Origin of the sequence: Streptomyces sp. NPDC005706, from assembly GCF_040631045.1 — a bacterium.
GTDB lineage: Bacteria > Actinomycetota > Actinomycetes > Streptomycetales > Streptomycetaceae > Streptomyces.
The window spans coordinates 152,626-172,741 of sequence record NZ_JBEXYS010000009.1 but is presented as its reverse complement, the minus strand read 5'-3'; the positions used below and the strand labels follow the sequence as shown (position 1 = coordinate 172,741).

Below are 20,116 nucleotides of genomic sequence, written 5' to 3'. Positions count from 1 at the left end.
TGCCCGTCCGGTCCACGTGTGCCCGTCCGGTTCATGGGAACCGCGCCGGCGGACCACGGGCGGCCTTCGGGGAACCCGCGCACCGTTCCTGGCGGGGAGGAGGCAAGTACGTGGTGCGAGCCGCCGTCGAAAAACCCGCACGGCTCTTCCTGCCCGGGGAGTTAGGGTCGGGGCATGGCTTCCGAGGATGCGGACGAGAACGTGCACCGTGACAGCGGCGGGCCGGACGACCCGGCCCCCGTGCGGGATGCCGAGGGCTCCGGGGCCGTGGACTCCCAGCCGCTCGATCCCAAGGTCGCCGCCGCGGTGGCCGCCGCCGAGGCGGCCGGTCCGGGGAAGGGCGAGACCGTACGGATCGACAGCTGGATCTGGGCCGTCCGTCTGATCAAGACCCGCTCCCTGGGCGCCACCGCCTGCCGTGGCGGGCACGTGCACGTCAACGGGGAGCGGGTGAAGCCCGCCTACTCCGTGCGCGTGGGCGACGAGGTGCGCCTGCGGCACGAGGGCCGGGAACGCGTCGTGATCGTCAAGCGGCTGATCCGCAAGCGCGTCGGCGCCCCGGTGGCCGTCCAGTGCTACATCGACAACTCCCCGCCTCCGCCGCCCCGCGAGGCCGTCGCTCCGGCGGGGCTCCGCGACCGCGGCGCCGGCCGCCCCACCAAGCGGGACCGCCGCGAGCTGGAACGGCTGCGCGGACTGGGCGGACTCGGCGGGCCGGGTGCAGCAGGCGGGTTCAGCGGGGCCGGTGGTGCGGGTGGAGCCGGTGGTGCGAGTGGAGCCGGTGGTCCGAGTGGGGCCGGTGGCCCCGGACGGGCGCAAGGCGCCGGTGGGCGCGGCAGGGCGGGCGGAGCCGGGGGCTCGGGCGGGCGTTCACGGGGGCGGTGAGTTCGTCTCCCTCGGGGCCCTCCCCCCCACCCCCTCCCCCCTTCGTGTTCGCCGCTCGGGTCAGGCCCGGCGTCCCGCACCCCGCAGCAGTGCCAGCAGGTCCCTGTTGTGGGAGCGCCGGGTCCAGGCGATCAGGGCGAGCGGCACGATCAGGATCAGCGGAGTCGCCGCGTACTGACCGTCGAAGACGGTGAGCTGGACGATGAACGCGCCCACCATCAGCGCGCTCAGCGCCATCGCCGCCACCGACTGCAGGACCGGCACCAACAGCGCGACGGCGCCGGCCAGTTCGAGTGCGCCAATGGCGTACATGCCCGCGCTGCCCCAGCCCATCTTGTCGAAGGACTCCACGGCCGACGGGTGGGCGATGAGCTTGGGCAGCGCGCTCGCGATCCCGTAGAACAGGGCCAGCAGCACCTGCACCGAGCGCAGGGCGACCCGGGCGAGGCGGCCGCGGGCCGTCGTGGAGGCACCGGAGGTGACGGGGGCGGTGGTCTCGGACATGCTGGTCTCCTGGGTGAAGCGGTCCCGGTTGCTGTCACAGAGGTAGACCGGTCCCGCTCCCAGAACTCATCGGTGCCGCGTCACCGGTACCGCCCTCACCCATATCCGGTCCGGGGTCAGATAGGTGTCCACCTCCAGTCCCGCCTCCGCGAGGGCCTGCTCGAACTGCTCCTTGGTCAGGGGCCGGCTCAGGAACGTCTGCGTCCAGACCGCGTCCGGGAACACGTACTCGGCGCGCACCGAACGCACTCCGTCGCCGGCCGGTTCGTCCGACGCGATCCGTACGGTGAAGCCGCTCGGGTCGACCCGCTCTCTCGGTATGTCGGAGTGGTAGTCCTCGCCCTCCCGCTGGATGAGCACACAGCCGCCCTCCGCCACATGCCGGGCACAGGTGCGCAGCAGGCCCCGGCGGACCTCGATGTCACCGGCGTGCACGAGGAACGATGCGAGCATCACCACGTCGAACTTCTCGCCCAGATCGAGCTTTTCGACGGGTTCGCATATCGTGCGTGCCCCGCGGACGCGGGCGAGCATTGCGGCGGACTCGTCCACGGCCGTGACCGTGAAGCCGCGTTCGAGCAGGGCGTGGGTCACCCGGCCCACTCCGCTGCCCAGTTCGAGGATGTGTGCCCCGGCGGGCACGGCGTTCGCGATGATGTCCGGTTCGCCGCCGACCGGGAGCCGCGTGTAGAGCTCGACCGCGCAGCCGTCCGGGGTGATCGCACCGGGTCCTGTTCCCTCGTATCCCTCACGCATTTCGACCGTCATGCCGGGACAACGGGCGGGGTGGGAGGGGGCGTTCCCGGGAAGGGTGCGGTTCACTCGTTCGAGTCAGGTACTGGGGAACGGGAACCATCCGTGTCCGACGTACCAGTGGTTTCCGGCCCTCAGGTGGTCGCCGATGGCCCGTTCGACGGAGGTGCGCCGTGGCAGGTCGGCGTAGGGCAGGTCCGGGTCGCCGAAGACGAACCGGACGGGTTTGGTGTCGGCCGGTTCGGTGTCCTGGTGGGCGGTGCGGAAGCGTTCCTGGAAGCGGACGATGTTGGAGTGCGCGGGCAGGTACCGCTTGAGCTGGGGATCGAGCAGCCAGGAGTGGCAGACGGCGGCCGGGGGCTGCTCCTCGGGGTAGTGGCGGGCGAAGAACTCGCGGGCCAGGGCCAGGGAGCGGTCGCAGGCGGCCGGTGACAGCGGGCCGGCGAAGCTGGGTATGTGGAGGTTCAGGCAGGGAGTTTGCGGGGTGACGTCCAGCCCGGCCGCCGCGAGTGCCGCGCCGGTGCGCTGCCCGAGGGTGGCCCGCTGGAACTGCAGGCGTCCCAGTTGGTACAGCTCGCCGCGAAAGTGCAGGGTGAGCCAGCGCGGTGCCTGGAGGCCGGCGAGGCCGTGGCGTGCGCGGTGGGTGGTCATGTTCCGGCCGAGGTCGGCGAGGGTGCGGCGGGTGATGTCGGCCGGGATGCCGCGTTCCCGGTGGTGGCGGCGGACGTGCGGCAGGGCGGCGACGAGGACGTGGACCGGGAAGCAGCGTTGCAGCGGGCCCGATGGCCAGTCGAGGTCGGGCAGGTCGGCGCCGCCGTGGATGTCTCCCATGTCGCGTACCAGATCCGCGACGGCGTTCTCGAGCGACTGCCGCAGTTCCGGGTCGTCGCGCACGCGGCGGCCCATGCGTACGAGGTCGTTGATGTCCTCGTGGGGTACCGCCAGGTCGAGCAGTTCCTCGGCGAGTTCGTCGGCGTCGGGCAGCAAGCGGTGACCCCCTTGGTCGCGTCCTGACGGAAGAGTACGTTGCAGTCAGGAGTGGTGATCCGGATGCGTACGGGCAGTGAGCCGGTGACCGCGCGCAGTGCTCTGCGGGCGCGGTTCTGGCTGAGCCTGTGGGGGGTCGTCTGGGCGATCTTCGGTACGGCGGCGTTCTCGCTGGTCGGGCGTCCTGGCTGGGCGGCGGCCTGTGGGGTGCTGTGGCTGGTGGCCACGGTGGACATGGCCGTGATCATCCGGCATCTGCGGCAGGGTCCGCACTACCAGCCGGGGCCGGACGTCCCTCCGTACCGGCCGCCGGAAAGGGGCCCGCGGTATCCGCGGCGGCCCCGGCACCCGTGATGGGAGCCGCGGGGTTTCGCCGGGGTCAGGAGTCGAAACGGGCGGCCTTGAGGTACTCGGGGTTGGGGTCGAGTGCGGCGGCCAGCCGGAAGTGGCGTTTGGCCTGGTCGGGGCGGCCCTGGCGTTCGTAGGTGCGGGCGAGCGCGAAGTGCGCGAAGGCGTTGTCCGGTTCGCGTTCCAGCACGATGGTGAATTCCAGTTCGGCGGGGCGCAGTTGCGCGGCCGCGAAGAAGGCGCGTGCGCGCAGCAGCCGGGCGGCGGTGTTCTCGGGGTGTGCGGCGACGACGCCGTCGAGGAGTTTCACCGCGCCCCGCGGGTCCCGCGCGTTGAGCAGTTGTTCGGCCGCGCGGAAGTCGATGACGTGCGTCTCCGGAGTACGTCCGGTCGAACCACTGGTCTCGGGCACGGCAGAGTCCTTCCCTTGCTGGAGCGGTTCAACGCGCCGGTGCGGTCCGCTATTCCGTGCCGCCCCGCTCCGGGCCGCCGTCCGCGGTTGCCGTCCGGGGCTCGCTTGCCCGGCGTACGAGGTCGTCCCAGACCTCTGTGACGCGTTCTCTCAGCGCGTCCAGCGGTACGTCGTTGTCGATCACGATGTCGGCGATCTCCCGGCGCTGTTCGCGGGTCGCCTGTGCGGCCATGCGGGCGCGTGCGTCGTCCTCGGTCATGCCGCGCAGTCGCATCAGCCGGTCGAGCTGGGTGGCGGGGCCGGCGTCGACGACGATCACGAGGTCGTACAGGGGTGCCAGCCCGTTCTCGGTGAGCAGGGGGACGTCGTGGACGACGACGGCGTCGTCGGCCGCGGCCGCCTCGAGTTCGCGGGAGCGGGCTCCGACGAGGGGGTGCACGATCGCGTTGAGGACGGCCAGTCTTTCGGGGTCGGCGAAGACGATGGAGCCGAGCCGGGGCCGGTCCAGGCTGCCGTCGGGGGCGAGGATGTCCGTGCCGAAGGCGTCCACGACGGCCGCGAGCCCGGGTGTTCCGGGTGCCACGGCCTCGCGTGCGATGCGGTCGGCGTCGATCAGTACCGCTCCGTGCTCCACGAGCAGCCGTGACACCTCGCTCTTGCCGGCGCCGATCCCGCCGGTCAGGCCTACTTTCAGCATGAGCGGAAGCTTAGGCCCTGCCGCTGACGGGGCCGCTCCCGGTGTGGGCCGTGCGGCGAGGCGGTGGCTTCAGTTCTCCCCTTCGCGCTCCGCCAGGAAGCGTTCGAACTCGAGTCCGATCTCGTCGGCGGAGGGGATGTCGACGGGTTCGGCGAGCATGTTGCCCCGGGTCTCGGCGCCCGCGGCGGCGTCGTACTGGTGCTCGAGTCCCTGGACGAGCGCTGTCAGTTCCTCGTCGCCCTCCTGGACCTGCCGGTCGATCTCCGTCTGTGTGCGGTGGGCCTCCGTGCGCAGGGCGTGCGCCACGCCGGGCAGTACCAGGCCGGTGGCGGCCGTGACGGCTTCCAGGACGGTGAGCGCCGCGTCCGGGTACGGGGAGCGGGCGATGTAGTGCGGGACGTGGGCGGCGACACCGAGGACGTCGTGGCCGGCTTCCATGAGGCGGTACTCCACGAGCGCTTCGGCGCTGCCGGGTACCTGGGCCTCCTCGAAGGGGCTGCGGTGTCCCGGGACCAGGTCGGTGCGGTTGCCGTGGGGGGTGAGGCCCACGGGGCGGGTGTGCGGGACGCCCATGGGGATGCCGTGGAAGTTCACGGACATGCGGACGCCGAGCCGTTCCACGATCTGCCGTACGGCTGCCGCGAACCGTTCCCACTCGATGTCCGGTTCGGGGCCGGACAGCAGCAGGAAGGGGGCGCCGGTGGCGTCCTGGACGAGGTGGACCTCGATGGCCGGTACCTCGTAGTCGGACCAGCGGTCCCGGGTGAAGGTCAGCAGTGGCCGGCGGGCCCGGTAGTCCACGAGCCGGTCGTGGTCGAAGCGTGCCACGAGCTGGTGGGGCAGAGAGTCGAGGAGCCGGTCGACGATCTGGTCGCCGGTCTCACCCGCGTCGATGTATCCGTCGAAGTGGTAGAGCATGACAAGTCCGGCCGACTCCTGGGCGAGCGCCATGTCGACCACGGCGAGGCCCTTCGGCTCCCATGCGTACAAACCCTGCGGATCAAGCACTGTGACCGCTCCTCCTCGTGTTCCCCATGGACAACGCGCCCTGGAGCGTGGGCATTCCCGGGTCACGGCTCTGATCAGGCATCTCCCGTCCGTCGTCGTGACGCCCCGTCAGCCCGTCCCGTGTGGGGAGCGTGGGAAACGGCGCGAGCGGCCACGCCGGGCCCGTGGTGGCCGGGCGGCGCGTGACGGCACCGGGCGGGGAGGCGGTGGACGCGCCCCGGAAAACGCTGAGGGGCCGCACCTCGAAAGGTGCGGCCCCTCAGTGGCTATCGCTGAGCCCTAGCGGCTGGTGATCAGCTCTGGCCTCCGGCCAGCTTCTCGCGCAGCGCGGCCAGCGCCTCGTCCGAGGCGAGGGCACCGGAGGTGTCCGCACCCTCGGAGGAGTACGAACCGCCACCCGACGCGGCCGGAGCGGCAGCCTCGCCACCCTCGGCGGCAGCGGCAGCGTCGGCCTCGCGGGACTTGATGACCTGCTGCTGGTGCTGCTCGAAGCGGGTCTGCGCGTCGGCGTACTGGCGCTCCCACTCCTCGCGCTGCTTCTCGTAGCCCTCGAGCCAGTCGTTGGTCTCGGGGTCGAAGCCCTCGGGGTAGATGTAGTTGCCCTGGTCGTCGTAGGACGCGGCCATGCCGTACAGGGTCGGGTCGAACTCGACCGAGGCCGGGTCGGCACCGAAGGCCTCGTTGGCCTGCTTCAGCGAGAGGCTGATGCGACGGCGCTCGAGGTCGATGTCGATGACCTTGACGAAGATCTCGTCGTTGACCTGGACGACCTGCTCCGGGATCTCCACGTGGCGCTCGGCCAGCTCGGAGATGTGGACCAGACCCTCGATGCCCTCGTCCACGCGGACGAACGCACCGAACGGAACCAGCTTCGTGACCTTGCCGGGCACGACCTGGCCGATCTGGTGGGTGCGGGCGAACTGCTGCCACGGGTCTTCCTGGGTCGCCTTCAGCGACAGGGAGACGCGCTCGCGGTCCATGTCGACGTCGAGGACCTCGACGGTGACCTCCTGGCCGACCTCGACGACCTCGGACGGGTGGTCGATGTGCTTCCAGGACAGCTCGGAAACGTGGACCAGACCGTCGACGCCACCCAGGTCCACGAAGGCACCGAAGTTGACGATCGAGGAGACGACGCCGGAGCGGACCTGACCCTTCTGGAGGGTCGTGAGGAACGTCTGGCGGACCTCGGACTGGGTCTGCTCGAGCCAGGCACGGCGGGACAGGACCACGTTGTTGCGGTTCTTGTCCAGCTCGATGATCTTGGCCTCGAGCTCCTTGCCCACGTAGGGCTGGAGGTCGCGGACACGGCGCATCTCGACCAGGGAGGCCGGGAGGAAGCCGCGGAGGCCGATGTCGAGGATGAGACCACCCTTGACGACCTCGATGACGGTACCGGTGACGATGCCGTCCTCTTCCTTGATCTTCTCGATGGTGCCCCAGGCACGCTCGTACTGGGCGCGCTTCTTCGAGAGGATCAGGCGGCCTTCCTTGTCCTCCTTCTGGAGGACCAGGGCCTCGATCTCGTCACCGACGGCGACGACCTCGTTCGGGTCGACGTCGTGCTTGATCGAGAGCTCGCGGCTCGGAATGACACCTTCGGTCTTGTAACCGATGTCGAGCAGGACCTCGTCCCGGTCGACCTTCACGATGACGCCGTCGACGATGTCGCCGTCGTTGAAGTACTTGATCGTCTCGTCGATCGCGGCGAGGAAGGCTTCCTCGTTACCGATGTCGTTGACCGCAACCTGCGGGGTGGTGGCGGTGGTCTCGGTGCTGCTCGTCATGTGGGAAAGGGCTCCGGTACGGACATTGAAGTCGTAGGTACTGCTACGCCGGGAGCCCGTATCGCTCTGCAGAAGCCGGACAGCCAAGGAAGCGCCCCACCAGGAACTGGTGATGGCGCCTCGACAACCGAGGGGACATACAACAGATGCGAGCGCAGCCTGCTACGTCTGAGGTGCGCAGGCCCGCAGCGCAACTTGTAGCATACGGGGGCAGCCGGGCATGGTCAATGCGCGAAGGCGCACACCCGGGGCGGATCGCCGCATAACCGGCGCAGGAAACGTCCCGCGAGGCCGCACGGGCCTTCGTCCCCCCGTGTCGCGCCCGGCGGGTTGGACGGAAGAGTACGACGAGGGAGCCGATCATCCAAGAGCCGGAACAGCCCGAACCCGACGGGTTCGAGGCGGAAGCCACCCGGCGTGACGCCGGGGTCGCGGAGAGCAGCCGGGCCAACCGGGGCTGGTGGGACCGCAACGCGGACGAGTACCAGATCGAGCACGGGACCTTTCTCGGCGACGACCGCTTCGTGTGGGGTCCGGAGGGCCTGGACGAGGTGGAGGCGGAGCTGCTGGGCCCGCCGCAGGAGCTGAAGGGCAAGGAGGTCCTGGAGATCGGTGCGGGCGCCGCCCAGTGCTCGCGCTGGCTGGCCGCCCAGGGCGCCCGGCCGGTGGCCCTGGACCTCTCGCACCGCCAGCTGCAGCACTCGCTGCGGATCGGCGGAGCGATTCCGCTGGTCTGCGCCGACGCCGGCGCGCTGCCGTTCGCGGACGGTTCCTTCGACCTGGTGTGCTCCGCGTACGGGGCGCTGCCGTTCGTCGCCGATCCGCGGCTGGTGCTGCGCGAGGTGCGCCGGGTGCTGCGGCCGGGCGGCCGGTTCGTCTTCTCGGTGACGCACCCGATCCGCTGGGCCTTCCCGGACGAGCCCGGACCGGAGGGGCTGTCGGTGTCCGCCTCCTACTTCGACCGCACGCCCTATGTGGAGCAGGACGAGCAGGGCCGGGCGGTGTACGTCGAGCACCACAGGACGCTCGGGGACCGGGTCCGGGACGTCGTGGCCTCGGGTCTGCGCCTGGTGGACCTGGTGGAGCCGGAGTGGCCGGCGTGGAACACCTCGGAGTGGGGCGGCTGGTCCCCGTTGCGCGGGAACCTGATCCCGGGCACGGCGATCTTCGTGTGCGAGCGGGACTGAGGACGGCGTTCGTCTCCGTCGTTTCCGCGCGCGTGCGTGCCCGTACGCGCGCGAGGAGGCGTTGTCCCCGCACGCATGCGTGCGGAGGGCGTTTTCGCCGGCGTACGACACTGGGGGCGTGATCCGTTACGACGCCCTGGACCTGCTGCCCGTGCGGGCCGCCCTGCCCGCTCTGACCGACGCCCTGGACGCGGACGGCACCGCCGTCCTGGTGGCGCCGCCCGGCACCGGCAAGACGACGCTGGTGCCGCTCGTGCTGGCGGGGCTGGCCGGTGGCGGGCCCGCGCGGCGTGTCGTGGTGGCCGAGCCGCGGCGGATCGCGGCGCGGGCCGCGGCCCGGCGGATGGCGTGGCTGCTCGGCGAGCGGACCGGCGAGAGCGTCGGCTACACGGTGCGCGGCGAGCGGGCCGTGGGGCGGAACACGCGCGTGGAGGTCGTGACCACGGGTGTGCTGCTGCAGCGGCTGCAGCGGGACCAGGAGCTGGCGGGCGTCGACGTGGTGGTGCTCGACGAGTGCCATGAGCGGCATCTGGACGCCGACACGGTGGCCGCGTTCCTGTGGGACGTGCGGCAGGCGTTGCGCCCGGAGCTGCGCCTGGTGGCCGCGTCGGCGACGACGGACGCCCAGGGGTGGGCGCGGCTGCTGGGCGGGGCGCCGGTGGTCGAGGCGGCGGGCGTCGCGCATCCGGTCGAGGTCGTGTGGGCGCCTTCGGCGCGGCCGGTGCGGCCGCCGCACGGGATGCGGGTGGATCCGGCGCTGCTCGCCCATGTGGCCTCGGTGGTGCGGCGGGCGCTGGCCGAGCGTGAGGGGGACGTGCTGTGCTTCCTGCCCGGCGTGGGTGAGATCGCGCGGGTGGCCGGGCAGCTCGGGGGCCTGGGCGCGGTGGACGTGCTCCAGGTGCACGGCAGGGCGCCGGCCGCCGTGCAGGACGCGGTGCTGGTGCCCGGGGAGCGGCGCCGGGTCGTGCTGGCGACGTCGGTGGCGGAGTCGTCGCTGACGGTGCCCGGGGTGCGGGTGGTGGTGGACTCGGGTCTCGCGCGGGAGCCGCGGGTGGATCACGCGCGCGGGCTGAGCGGGCTGGTGACGGTGCGGGCGTCGCGTGCCGCCGGGCGGCAGCGGGCGGGGCGGGCCGGACGTGAGGCGCCGGGTGTGGTGTACCGGTGCTGGACGGAGGCTGAGGACGGCCGGCTGACGGCTTTCCCGGCGCCGGAGATCAAGGTGGCCGACCTGACGGCGTTCGCCCTTCAGGCGGCCTGCTGGGGTGATCCCGACGCCTCGGGGCTGGCGTTGCTCGATCCGCCGCCGGGTGGCGCGATGGCGGCGGCGCGGGAGGTGCTGACGGCCGTGGGCGCGGTGGATCCAGCGGGGCGGGCCACCGGGCTCGGGGTGCGGCTGGGCCGGCTGGGGGTGCATCCGCGGCTGGGGCGGGCCCTGCTGGACACCGGGGGCAGGGGCGCGGAGGCGGTCGCCCTGCTGTCCGAGGAGGTGCCGCGGGAGTACGGGGACGATCTCGCCGGGGCGCTGCGGCGCGCCCGGCGTGGCGGTGACGCGTACGCGCGCCGGTGGGCGGCGGAGGTGCGGCGGCTGCGGGCCGTCTCGGCGGAGTCCGCTGCGCCGGCCGCCGGTGATCACGGGTCGCGGGTGGGTGCCGGGGCCGCGCCGGGCTCGGGGACCGGGGCGGACGGGCTGGTCGGGCCGACCGTCGCTCTGGCGTTTCCGGAGCGGGTGGCGAGGCTCGACGGCGGTTCGTATCTCATGGCCTCCGGGACCCGGGCGGAGCTGGGTGAGGGGTCGGCGCTGGGTGGTGCGCCCTGGATCGTCGTCGCCGTCGCCGACCGGGCCGCGGGGAAGGGCCACGCGCGTGTGCGGCTCGGTGCGGCCGTCTCCGAGGAGGTGGCCCGGGCCGCCGCCGGTGCGCTCCTCGGGGAGCGGGACGAGGTGCGCTGGGCCGGCGGGGACGTCGTGGCCCGGCATGTCGAACGTCTGGGGGCGGTGGAGCTGGCCGTGCGGCCGCTGAGGGAGCCCGATCCGGCGCTCGTGCGTGCGGCCCTGGTGGCAGGGCTGCGGGACGAGGGGCTGGGTCTGCTGCGCTGGTCGCCGGAGGCGACGGCGCTGCGGCAGCGGCTGGCGTTCCTGCGGGCGCATGCGGGTGAGCCCTGGCCGGAGGTGTCGGACGAGGCGCTGCACGCGCGCGTGGACGAGTGGCTGGAGCCGGAGCTCGGCCGGGCCCGGCGGCGGGCGGATCTCGGGCGGATCGACGCCGGGCAGGCGCTGGCGCGGCTGCTGCCGTGGGCGAGCGGGGACGCGGCCCGGCTGGACGAGCTGGCGCCGGAGCGGATCACCGTGCCGAGCGGGTCCAGGATCCGGATCGACTACCGGGATCCGGAGCGGCCGGTCCTCGCCGTGAAGCTTCAGGAGATGTTCGGGCTGCGGGAGACGCCGGCCGTGGCGGGGGTGCCGCTGCTGGTGCACCTGCTCTCGCCGGCCGGGCGGCCCGCCGCCGTCACGGCCGACCTCGCCTCGTTCTGGCGGGGCGGCTACCGGGACGTGCGCGCGGAGCTGCGCGGGCGTTATCCGAAGCATCCGTGGCCGGAGGACCCGGCGGCCGCGGAGCCCACCCGGCACACCAACGCGCGGCTCGGGCGCTGATCCCGGGCGCGCCGGGTCACGCGCCGAGACGGCGAGGGCGCCCGTCCGCCGGAGCGGAGGGGCGCCCTCGCCGTCTTCTGCCGGCCGTACCGGCCGGGCCGTGCGTGCTGTCAGGAGGTCGCGGACGGGCTCGGTGAGGGGCTCGCCGAGGCGTCGGCGGCGGCGACCTTCAGTTCGACGGTGACGGTGCCGCCGCCGGGGGTGGTGACCCGGAGCAGGAAGGTGCCGGTGGTGTCGTCGGCGTACAGCTTGGGCAGCGTGAGCCGGCCCTCGGCGTCGGTCTTGAGGCCGGTGAGGGTGCGGACGGTCTTGCCGTCGGCGTCCTTGAAGTAGGGGCCCTTGTCGTTCTCTGTGGCGTCGTCGTCGGCCTTGATCAGGGTGGCGGTGGCCGCGACGCGGTCCGCGGCGGCGCCCTTGTACGTCGCCTTCACCTGGATCTGCTCGGCGAACTCGCCGCCCGGGGTGCAGGTCATCGCGGTGTCGCCGGTGCGGGTGAGGGTGTCGGCGGCGCGGGCGGTGACGGTGGCGGTGTAGCCGACGCTCTTGACCTGGTGGCCGACGACAGCGGTGGTGATCTTGAAGTCGCCGGTCTTCTCGCCGGCCTGGAGGTCCGGTGCGTGCGCCACGCCCTTGGCGTCGGTGGCGACGGTGGCGACGGTCTCGCCGCCGGCGAAGGTGGCGTCGGTGTCGCCGGTGATGGTGAACCGGACCCTGACCTTGGCGACGGCCGTTCCCGTCTTGGTCTCGGCGCGGGTGGCGATCCGCTGCCCGAACGCGTGGCCGGCCATCGCGGTGAGCCGCGCGGTGCCCGCGTCCTCGAGGTGGTCCACGGTGTCGGACGGGGTGGGCTGCTTCGGCGGGACCGGCGGCTTCGGCGGCTGGGGGTCGGGGCTCTCGCTGCCGCCGCCCGGCTGGTGCGGCTTCGGGTCGGGCTTCGGGTCCGGCTTGTGGCCGGGCTTCGCCGGCGGGTCGGACGGTGCCGGGGTGTGGGTGCTCGGGGTGCCGTCGTCGCTGCGGTGGCTGGGCACGCCGCCGGTGCCGTCGGGCACGGAGTGGGTGCCCTTGCGGTAGTACTGCAGCCAGTTCAGGACCAGGTTCAGGTAGTCCTGGGAGTTGTTGTAGCTGAGGATCGCGCTGTGCAGGCCGGGCTCGGTGGACATGTCCCAGTCGTTGCGGCACAGGTAGTGGCCCGCGGCGAGGGCGGCGTCGTAGACGTTGTTCGGGTCGGCCTTGCCGTCGGCGTTGCCGTCGCGTCCGGCCCAGGCCCAGGTCGACGGGATGAACTGCATCGGGCCGATGGCCTGGTCGTAGTGGCTGTTGCCGTCGTACTCGCCGTGGTCGGTGTCCTTGATGAGCGCGAAGCCGTTGCCGTCGAGCTGCGGGCCGAGGATCCGGCCGACCGTGGTGCCGTCGGCGTCGACGCGGCCGCCGCGGGCCTGACCGGACTCCACCTTGCCGATGGCGGCCAGGAGTTGCCAGGGCAGGTTGCAGCCGGGCTTGGACGAGCGCAGCTCGGCCTCGGCCTTCTTGTAGGCGTCGAGGACGGTCGCGGGGATGCCGGCCTCCGCCTCTCCGCGGGCGACGGGGTCACCGACGGCCGACGAGGGGCTGGGGTTGGGGCTCTTCAGCGGCGGAAGGTCCGTGTAGTACGGCGAGTTGCCGGTGGCGTCGCCGTCGGAGGCGGCATCGGGTGCGGGGCTGCTGGAGCCGGCCGCGGCCGGTCTGCCGTGGTCGTCGCCGGCCGCTCCCGGAGCCTGGGACGCGGACAGTGCCGCGACCGCCGCCGCGGCCACGGCGGTGGTCGCCGCTCCCTTGCGCAGCCGCCTGCCGAAATGCGCCGCCATAGAGTGAACCCCTCCCGTGGACGCGTGCCGCGTCCGTCTCCGTCTGTCTGCCTCGCTCTGGTGTGACGGTTGACCCGGTGCTCTGGTTGCCCCTGTTCCGCGTTTCCGTCCGCGCGACGGGTGTGCGACCGTGCCGCCCGGCACGGCAACCCAGGTGACCCTACGACAACTTGCCTGCCGGGGGCACCCGTTCGAGTCCGGTTTTCACCGGTTGGCCGACACTGTCGGGCCGCGGGAGTCCGGAACGGCGCCGACGCATACTGGACCGGACGTGATCACCGGTCGCGAAGCCGTGGCCGACGACCGCCCGAGGGGGCCCTGTTGCCGTTCACACTCAGCCACGCGGCGGCCGTACTGCCCGCCGTCCGCCGGGACGGCGGTGGCCGGGGCCGGCTGGTGCCCTCGGTACTCGTCGCGGGGTCCTTCGCACCCGACGTGACCTACTACGCGGCGAGCGTCCGGCGCGACGCGATGGAGTTCGGGACGGTCACGCACTCCCTGCCGGGGGTGGCCGGCGTGGACGTCCTGATCGCCTGGGCGCTCGTGGGGCTGTGGCTGTTCGTGCGGGAGCCCCTGGTCGCGCTGCTCCCCCGGGCCCGCCAGGGGCGTGGGGCCGCTCTGCTGCGCTGCGGTGCGCCACGCGCGCGCGTACGGGCCGGCCGCGTGCTGTGGTGGTACGTCTCGGCGGCGCTCGGCGCGCTGACGCACGTCGTGTGGGACGCGTTCACGCACCACGACCGGTGGGGGTCGCGGCTGGTCCCGGGACTCGGCGGGGTGGTGGCGGGCCTGCCGAGGTACACGTGGCTGCAGTACGGCTCGTCCGCGGTGGCGGCCGTGGTGATCGCCGTGTTCCTGGTGGGGGCGGTGCGGCGGGCGCCCGCCGGGGAGCCGGCGGGGGTGCCCGCGCTGTCGGTCGGGGACCGGTGGTGAGCGGCGGCCGTGATCGGGGGCTGTGCCCTGGCGGGGGCTGTGCAGCGGGCGGTGCGCTGGTGGGCGTACTGGGGTCCGTCCGTGCGGCCGCTGGATCTGGTGCCGACGCTGTGTTTCGGGGTCGGTGCCGGGCTGCTGCTCGGAGTGCTGCTGTACGCGGCCGGGGTCAGGGTGTGGCGCCCGGTCCGGGTTCCGGGCGGTCCTGGCGGGGTGGTCGCTGCCGCGGGCCGGGACCGGTCGGCGGCTCGGTGAGGGCGGCCACGAAGACGGTGAGGGTGCGTCTGGGGCGGGTCCGGGGGATCGCGGTGAGCAGCAGCGCCAGGTAGGCGCGGGCGAGGTCCGCCCGGGCGCGCCGGCCGGCGGTGCGGCTCGGACGGGTGCCCGGCCGGCGCAGCAGGCGGGCCGCGGCGCTGCGGGCGGCGGCGGCCCGGTCGAGGGGGATGCGGGCGGTGCTTGCGCCGGCCGCGAGGGCCGGGACCGGCGAGGGGGCCGTGGCCGGGCCGGAGGCACTGCCGGCCTCGGCCCTGGCGCCGTCCCGTACCTCGGGTGTCCGGCGGTGGAGCATGCGTATACCCATGTCCGCAGTGTTGCGGCTGCGGACATGGGGGTGCGTTCTGGCGGGGTCCACGTGAGTGAAGGACGCCGCCGCCGTTCCGCCGGTCAGGGGTGCCGGCGGAAGGTGCGGTGCCCGGGGAGGGACGCGGTGCGTGTGTCACCGCGTCCCCGTGCGGGCACCGGGCCGCCGGGCCCGGCCGGGGCCGGCCGGGGCCGGGGTTCGCCCTGCTCGCGGAGCGTGCCGGCCGGGTGTCAGTGCGCCGCCGACTCCCAGTCGCGGCCCACGCCCACCGAGACGTCGAGCGGGGCGCGCAGCCGGACGGCGCCGGCCATCTCGCGGCGGACGATCTCCTCCGTGGCCGCGCGCTCGCCGGGAGCGATCTCCAGCACGATTTCGTCGTGCACCTGCAGCAGCAGGCGGGACTTGAGGTCCGCCTCGCCGAGGGCCCGGTGGACGTTGAGCATGGCGATCTTGACGATGTCGGCCGCCGTGCCCTGGATGGGGGCGTTGAGGGCCATGCGTTCGGCGGCCTCGCGGCGCTGGCGGTTGTCGCTGTTGAGGTCGGGGAGGTAGCGGCGGCGTCCGAAGAGCGTCGCCGTGTAGCCCGTGGCCCGTGCCTCGTCGACGACCCGGCGCAGATAGTCGCGTACGCCGCCGAAGCGCTCGAAGTAGGTGTCCATCAGGCCGCGGGCCTCGGCCGCCTCGATGTTCAGCTGCTGGGACAGGCCGAAGGCGGACAGTCCGTAGGCCAGGCCGTAGGACATGGCCTTGATCTTGCGGCGCATCTCCGCCTCGACCGCGTCCCGCTCTACGGAGAAGACCTGGGAGGCGACCGTGGTGTGCAGGTCCTCGCCCGTGGTGAACGCCTCGATCAGGCCCTCGTCCTCGGAGAGGTGGGCCATGACGCGCAGCTCGATCTGGCTGTAGTCGGCGGTCATCAGGGACTCGAAGCCCCCGCCGACCACGAAGCCGCGGCGGATCGCCCGGCCCTCGTCGGTGCGGACCGGGATGTTCTGCAGGTTCGGGTCGGTGGACGACAGCCTGCCGGTCGCTGCCACCGTCTGGTTGAACGTGGTGTGGATACGGCCGTCGGCGGCGATGGTCTTGATCAGGCCCTCGACGGTGACGCGCAGCTTCGCCTGCTCGCGGTGCCGGAGCATGATCACCGGCAGTTCGTTGTCGGTCTGGGTGGCGAGCCAGGCCAGGGCGTCGGCGTCGGTGGTGTAGCCGGTCTTGGTCTTCTTCGTCTTCGGCAGGGCCAGCTCGCCGAAGAGGACTTCCTGGAGCTGCTTGGGCGAGCCCAGGTTGAACTCGCGGCCGGCCGCGGCGTGGGCCTCCTTCACGGCCTGCTGCACGGCGCCCGCGAAGGTCTGCTCCATCGCCTCGAGGTGGGCGCGGTCGGCCGCGATGCCGTCGCGCTCCATGCGGGCGAGCAGGGCCGAGGTGGGCAGCTCCATGTCCCGCAGCAGGTCGGCGGCCCCGACCTCCTCGAGACGGCTCTCGAAGGCCTCTCCGAGGTCGAGGACGGCGCGGGCCTGGATCATCAGGGCCTCCGCCTCGGCGCCCTCGTCCGTGCCGAAGGCGAGCTGGCCGTCGGCCGCGGCGGCGGGTGCCAGCTCGCGGTGCAGGTACTCCAGGGACAGCGCGTCCAGGTCGAAGGAGCGGCGGCCCGGCTTGACCAGGTAGGCGGCGAGCGCGGTGTCCATCACGACGCCCTCGACGCGCCAGCCGTGCTCGGCGAGGACCCGCATGGCGCCCTTGGCGTTGTGGAACACCTTCGGGCGGCCGGCGTCGGCGAGCCAGCCGGCGAAGGCGCGCTCGTCGGCCTCGTCCAGCTCGGCCGGGTCGAACCAGGCGGCCGGTCCCCCGGCCGCGGCGAGGGCGACCTCGGTGACCGAGCCGGTGCCCAGCGCCCATGTGCCGACCGTGGTGACGCCGAGGGTCCCGGTGCCGTGCCCGGCGAGCCAGCCGGCCAGCTCACCGGTGCCCAGGACGGTGCCGTCCAGCTCCACGCCCTGCGTCGCGACCGGCGTGGCCTCGGCCTCCTCGGCGCCCGGGTCGACGGCGAAGAGCCGCTCGCGCAGCGACGGGTTGCGGATCTCCAGGGTGTCCAGGACCATCGCGACGGTCTTGCGGTCGTACGGCGCCCGCTCCAGCTCGGTGACCGATTTCGGCAGCTCCACCTGGCGCTCCAGCTCGGTGAGCAGCCGGTTGAGCTTGACCGACTCCAGGTGGTCGCGGAGGTTCTGGCCCGCCTTGCCCTTGACCTCCTCGACGCGCTCGACCAGCTCCGCGAACGAGCCGAACTGGTTGATCCACTTCGCGGCGGTCTTCTCGCCGACACCGGGGATGCCGGGGAGGTTGTCGGACGGGTCGCCGCGCAGGGCGGCGAAGTCCGGGTACTGGGCGGGCGTCAGTCCGTACTTCTCGAAAACCTTCTCCGGGGTGAACCGGGTCAGCTCCGAGACGCCCTTCGTCGGGTACAGCACGGTCGTGTGCTCGGTGACGAGCTGGAAGGAATCGCGGTCGCCGGTGACGATCAGCACCTCGAAGCCCTCGGCCTCGGCCTGGGTGGCGAGGGTGGCGATGACGTCGTCCGCCTCGAAGCCCTCGACGGCGAAGCGCTGCGCGTGCATGGCGTCGAGCAGCTCGCCGATCAGCTCGACCTGCCCCCTGAACTCGTCGGGGGTCTTGGAGCGGTTCGCCTTGTACTCGGTGAACCGCTCGGAGCGCCAGGTCTTGCGGGAGACGTCGAAGGCCACCGCGAAGTGCGTGGGCGCCTCGTCACGCAGGGTGTTGGCCAGCATCGACGCGAAGCCGTAGATCGCGTTCGTCGGCTGGCCCGTCGCGGTGGTGAAGTTCTCCGCGGGCAGCGCGAAGAACGCGCGGTAGGCCAGCGAGTGCCCGTCCATGAGCATCAGCCGGGGACGGCCGCCGGGATTGCTGTCGGTCTTCTTCGATGCTGTCTCTGCCACGTCCCCGATCCTGCCACGCCCCACTGACAGCCGGGACCGGCCCGCTCCTCGGCGGACCCCGAAGCCGGCCCGCACCGCCACGGCGGACGCGGCGGACGCCGAGGGGCCCGCACCACCACGGCGGGCGGCGGCCGCGCGGCGTGCGCGTACCGGCACGCCCGCCCCGGCCGCCTGTCGGTACCCCGTGGGAGGATCGGCGGCGTACGTCTCACACGCAGTCGAAGGGGAGCGGGCGATGGCGACGAAGCCGCCCAAGGGTGATCCGGTCCAGGACGCGCCACAGGTCGCGCAGCCCAAACACGCGGCGGCGGGCCTGCCGGCCATCGGCCACACCCTGCGCATCGCCCAGCAGCAGATGGGCGTGCGGCGCACCGCGCTGACGCTGCTGCGCGTGAACCAGAAGGACGGCTTCGACTGCCCGGGCTGCGCCTGGCCGGAGCCGGAGCACCGGCACAAGGCGGAGTTCTGCGAGAACGGCGCCAAGGCGGTGGCCGAGGAGGCCACCCTGCGCCGGGTCACCCCGGAGTTCTTCGCCGCCCACCCGGTCGCCGATCTCGCCCGGCGCAGCGGCTACTGGCTGGGCCAGCAGGGCCGGCTCACCCACCCCATGCACCTCGCCGAGGACGGCACGCACTACGAGCCGGTCTCCTGGGAACGCGCCTTCGGCATCATCGCCGAGGAGATCTCCGCCCTCGCCTCCCCCGACGAGGCCGTCTTCTACACCTCCGGCCGCACCAGCAACGAGGCCGCGTTCCTCTACCAGCTCTTCGCGCGCGAGCTCGGCACCAACAACCTGCCGGACTGCTCCAACATGTGCCACGAGTCGTCCGGTTCGGCCCTGTCGGAGACCATCGGCATCGGCAAGGGCAGCGTCCTGCTGGAGGACCTCCACCAGGCCGACCTGATCATCGTGGCCGGGCAGAACCCCGGGACGAACCACCCGCGCATGCTCTCCGCGCTGGAGAAGGCCAAGGCGAACGGCGCGCGGATCATCAGCGTCAACCCGCTGCCCGAGGCCGGCCTGGAGCGGTTCAAGAACCCGCAGACCCCGCAGGGCATGCTGAAGGGCGCCGCGCTCACCGATCTGTTCCTGCAGATCCGCATCGGCGGCGACCAGGCCCTGTTCCGCCTCCTCAACAAGCTGATCCTCGACACCGACGGCGCGGTCGACGAGGAGTTCGTGGCGGAACACACCCACGGATTCGAGGAATTCGCGGAGGCGGCCCGCGCCGCCGACTGGGACGGGACACTCGCGGCCACCGGTCTCACGCGCGCGGAGATCGAGCTGGCCCTCGGCATGGTCCTCGCCTCCCGGCGGACCATCGTCTGCTGGGCGATGGGCCTCACCCAGCACAAGCACTCCGTGCCGACCATCCGCGAGGTCGTCAACTTCCTCCTGCTGCGTGGCAACATCGGCCGTCCCGGCGCGGGTGTGTGCCCGGTGCGCGGCCACTCCAACGTGCAGGGCGACCGCACGATGGGCATCTTCGAACGGCCCGCACCGGCCTTCCTGGACGCCCTGGAGAAGGAGTTCGGGTTCGCGCCGCCGCGCGAGCACGGCTTCGACGTCGTGCGGGCCATCCGCGCGCTGCGCGACGGCGAGGCGAAGGTGTTCTTCGCCATGGGCGGCAACTTCGTCTCCGCCTCCCCCGACACGGAGGTCACCGAGGCGGCCATGCGGCGCGCGCGGCTGACCGTGCACGTGTCGACGAAGCTGAACCGCTCGCACGTGGTCACGGGCGCGCGTGCCCTGATCCTGCCGACCCTGGGCCGCACGGAGCGCGATGTGCGGGGCGGCGGCGAGCAGTTCGTGACCGTCGAGGACTCCATGGGCATGGTGCACGCCTCACGCGGCCGCCTGGAGCCGGCGAGCCGGCACCTGCTGTCCGAAACGGCGATCGTGTGCCGGCTGGCGCGCCGGGTGCTGGGCGCGGACAGCAGGGTGCCCTGGGAGGAGTTCGAGAAGGACTACGCGACGATCCGCGACCGCATCGCGCGCGTCATCCCCGGCTTCGAGGACTTCAACGCGCGGGTGGCCCGGCCCGGCGGCTTCGCCCTGCCGCACGCGCCGCGCGACGAGCGCCGCTTCCCGACCGCGACCGGGAAGGCGAACTTCACCGCGGCCCCCGTGGAGTACCCGGAACTCCCCGCCGGGCGGCTGCTGTTGCAGACGCTGCGCTCGCACGACCAGTACAACACCACCATCTACGGCCTGGACGACCGCTACCGCGGCATCACGGGCGGCCGCCGCGTGGTGCTGGTGAACCCCGAGGACGCGCGCGCGCTGGGGGTCGCCGACGGGTCGTACGTCGACCTGGTGAGCGAGTGGCGGGACGGCGTGGAGCGGCGGGCGTCCGGCTTCCGCGTCGTGCACTACCCGACGGCCCGGGGCTGCGCCGCCTCCTACTACCCGGAGACCAACGTGCTGGTGCCGCTGGACGCCACCGCCGACACCAGCAACACCCCGGCCAGCAAGTCCGTCGTGGTCCGGCTGGAGCCGGCCCCGGGGGACGCACCGGGGAGCCGTCCGGGCGACCACCGCCCGCAGTCCCGCCCGGAAGGCCGTCTGGAACAATCGGCGACCGACTGAGCG

General features: G+C 72.9%; 15 protein-coding genes and 1 pseudogene. 6 read left to right on the top strand and 10 right to left on the bottom strand.

Annotated features, from left to right (window positions below; translation table 11 throughout):
• Positions 1 to 174 precede the first annotated feature (174 nt).
• Positions 175 to 885, top strand: a complete 711-nt coding sequence (locus ABZ478_RS18145) for an RNA-binding S4 domain-containing protein (RefSeq protein WP_359550369.1) — start codon at positions 175 to 177, stop codon at positions 883 to 885.
• A 60-nt stretch (positions 886 to 945) separates the two neighbouring features.
• Here ABZ478_RS18145 and ABZ478_RS18140 read toward each other — a convergent pair whose 3' ends face one another.
• From ABZ478_RS18140 to ABZ478_RS18130, 3 genes are all read right to left on the bottom strand, one after another.
• Positions 946 to 1,389, bottom strand: a complete 444-nt coding sequence (locus ABZ478_RS18140) for a DoxX family protein (RefSeq protein WP_359550368.1) — start codon at positions 1,387 to 1,389, stop codon at positions 946 to 948.
• 66 nt (positions 1,390 to 1,455) lie between these two features.
• Positions 1,456 to 2,145, bottom strand: a complete 690-nt coding sequence (locus ABZ478_RS18135; RefSeq protein WP_359550365.1) for a class I SAM-dependent methyltransferase — start codon at positions 2,143 to 2,145, stop codon at positions 1,456 to 1,458.
• Positions 2,146 to 2,220: 75 nt separating this feature from the next.
• Positions 2,221 to 3,129, bottom strand: a complete 909-nt coding sequence (locus ABZ478_RS18130; RefSeq protein WP_359550362.1) for an acyltransferase domain-containing protein — start codon at positions 3,127 to 3,129, stop codon at positions 2,221 to 2,223.
• 63 nt (positions 3,130 to 3,192) lie between these two features.
• Between ABZ478_RS18130 and ABZ478_RS18125 the strand changes: the two genes are divergently transcribed.
• A complete protein-coding gene (locus tag ABZ478_RS18125) occupies positions 3,193 to 3,483 on the top strand; it encodes a DUF6343 family protein (RefSeq protein WP_359550360.1) in 291 nt (96 codons plus the stop codon).
• Between the two features lie 25 nt (positions 3,484 to 3,508).
• Here the strand turns inward: ABZ478_RS18125 and ABZ478_RS18120 are convergent, their stop codons facing one another.
• The 4 genes from ABZ478_RS18120 to rpsA form a co-directional block, all read right to left on the bottom strand.
• Positions 3,509 to 3,889, bottom strand: coding sequence for a tetratricopeptide repeat protein (locus ABZ478_RS18120; protein ID WP_358931235.1), 381 nt, complete (start codon positions 3,887 to 3,889; stop codon positions 3,509 to 3,511).
• Between the two features lie 49 nt (positions 3,890 to 3,938).
• Positions 3,939 to 4,586 (bottom strand): dephospho-CoA kinase, encoded by a 648-nt coding sequence (gene coaE, locus ABZ478_RS18115; RefSeq protein WP_359550357.1) that lies wholly within the window; start codon positions 4,584 to 4,586, stop codon positions 3,939 to 3,941.
• A 69-nt stretch (positions 4,587 to 4,655) separates the two neighbouring features.
• Positions 4,656 to 5,594, bottom strand: a complete 939-nt coding sequence (locus tag ABZ478_RS18110) for a PAC2 family protein (RefSeq protein ID WP_359550355.1) — start codon at positions 5,592 to 5,594, stop codon at positions 4,656 to 4,658.
• A gap of 293 nt (positions 5,595 to 5,887) precedes the next feature.
• Entirely contained in the window at positions 5,888 to 7,381 is a 1,494-nt protein-coding gene (rpsA, locus tag ABZ478_RS18105; protein WP_359550354.1) for a 30S ribosomal protein S1, read from the bottom strand.
• Positions 7,382 to 7,740: 359 nt separating this feature from the next.
• On the opposite strand from rpsA, the gene ABZ478_RS18100 reads away from it, so the two are divergent.
• Positions 7,741 to 8,568, top strand: a complete 828-nt coding sequence (locus tag ABZ478_RS18100; RefSeq protein WP_359550498.1) for a class I SAM-dependent methyltransferase — start codon at positions 7,741 to 7,743, stop codon at positions 8,566 to 8,568.
• A 118-nt stretch (positions 8,569 to 8,686) separates the two neighbouring features.
• The gene (gene hrpB / locus ABZ478_RS18095; RefSeq protein WP_359550351.1) at positions 8,687 to 11,218 is read left to right on the top strand and encodes an ATP-dependent helicase HrpB; all 2,532 of its coding nucleotides are present in this window, start codon (positions 8,687 to 8,689) and stop codon (positions 11,216 to 11,218) included.
• A 110-nt stretch (positions 11,219 to 11,328) separates the two neighbouring features.
• On the opposite strand, the gene ABZ478_RS18090 is transcribed toward hrpB, so the two are convergent.
• Positions 11,329 to 13,062 (bottom strand): lytic transglycosylase domain-containing protein, encoded by a 1,734-nt coding sequence (locus tag ABZ478_RS18090; protein WP_359550348.1) that lies wholly within the window; start codon positions 13,060 to 13,062, stop codon positions 11,329 to 11,331.
• A gap of 321 nt (positions 13,063 to 13,383) precedes the next feature.
• Here ABZ478_RS18090 and ABZ478_RS18085 point away from each other — a divergent pair.
• Positions 13,384 to 14,244: pseudogene (locus ABZ478_RS18085) on the top strand (DUF4184 family protein).
• Here ABZ478_RS18085 and ABZ478_RS18080 read toward each other — a convergent pair.
• Both ABZ478_RS18080 and polA read right to left on the bottom strand, forming a co-directional pair.
• Entirely contained in the window at positions 14,159 to 14,569 is a 411-nt protein-coding gene (locus ABZ478_RS18080; protein WP_359550345.1) for a hypothetical protein, read from the bottom strand. The pseudogene ABZ478_RS18085 and the gene ABZ478_RS18080 overlap by 86 nt on opposite strands.
• Positions 14,570 to 14,799: 230 nt before the next feature.
• Positions 14,800 to 17,523 (bottom strand): DNA polymerase I, encoded by a 2,724-nt coding sequence (gene polA / locus ABZ478_RS18075; protein WP_359550343.1) that lies wholly within the window; start codon positions 17,521 to 17,523, stop codon positions 14,800 to 14,802.
• Positions 17,524 to 17,758: 235 nt separating this feature from the next.
• On the opposite strand from polA, the gene ABZ478_RS18070 reads away from it, so the two are divergent.
• Complete coding sequence (locus tag ABZ478_RS18070; RefSeq protein WP_359550341.1) at positions 17,759 to 20,113, top strand: FdhF/YdeP family oxidoreductase; 2,355 nt, start codon at positions 17,759 to 17,761, stop codon at positions 20,111 to 20,113.
• Positions 20,114 to 20,116: the final 3 nt, after the last annotated feature.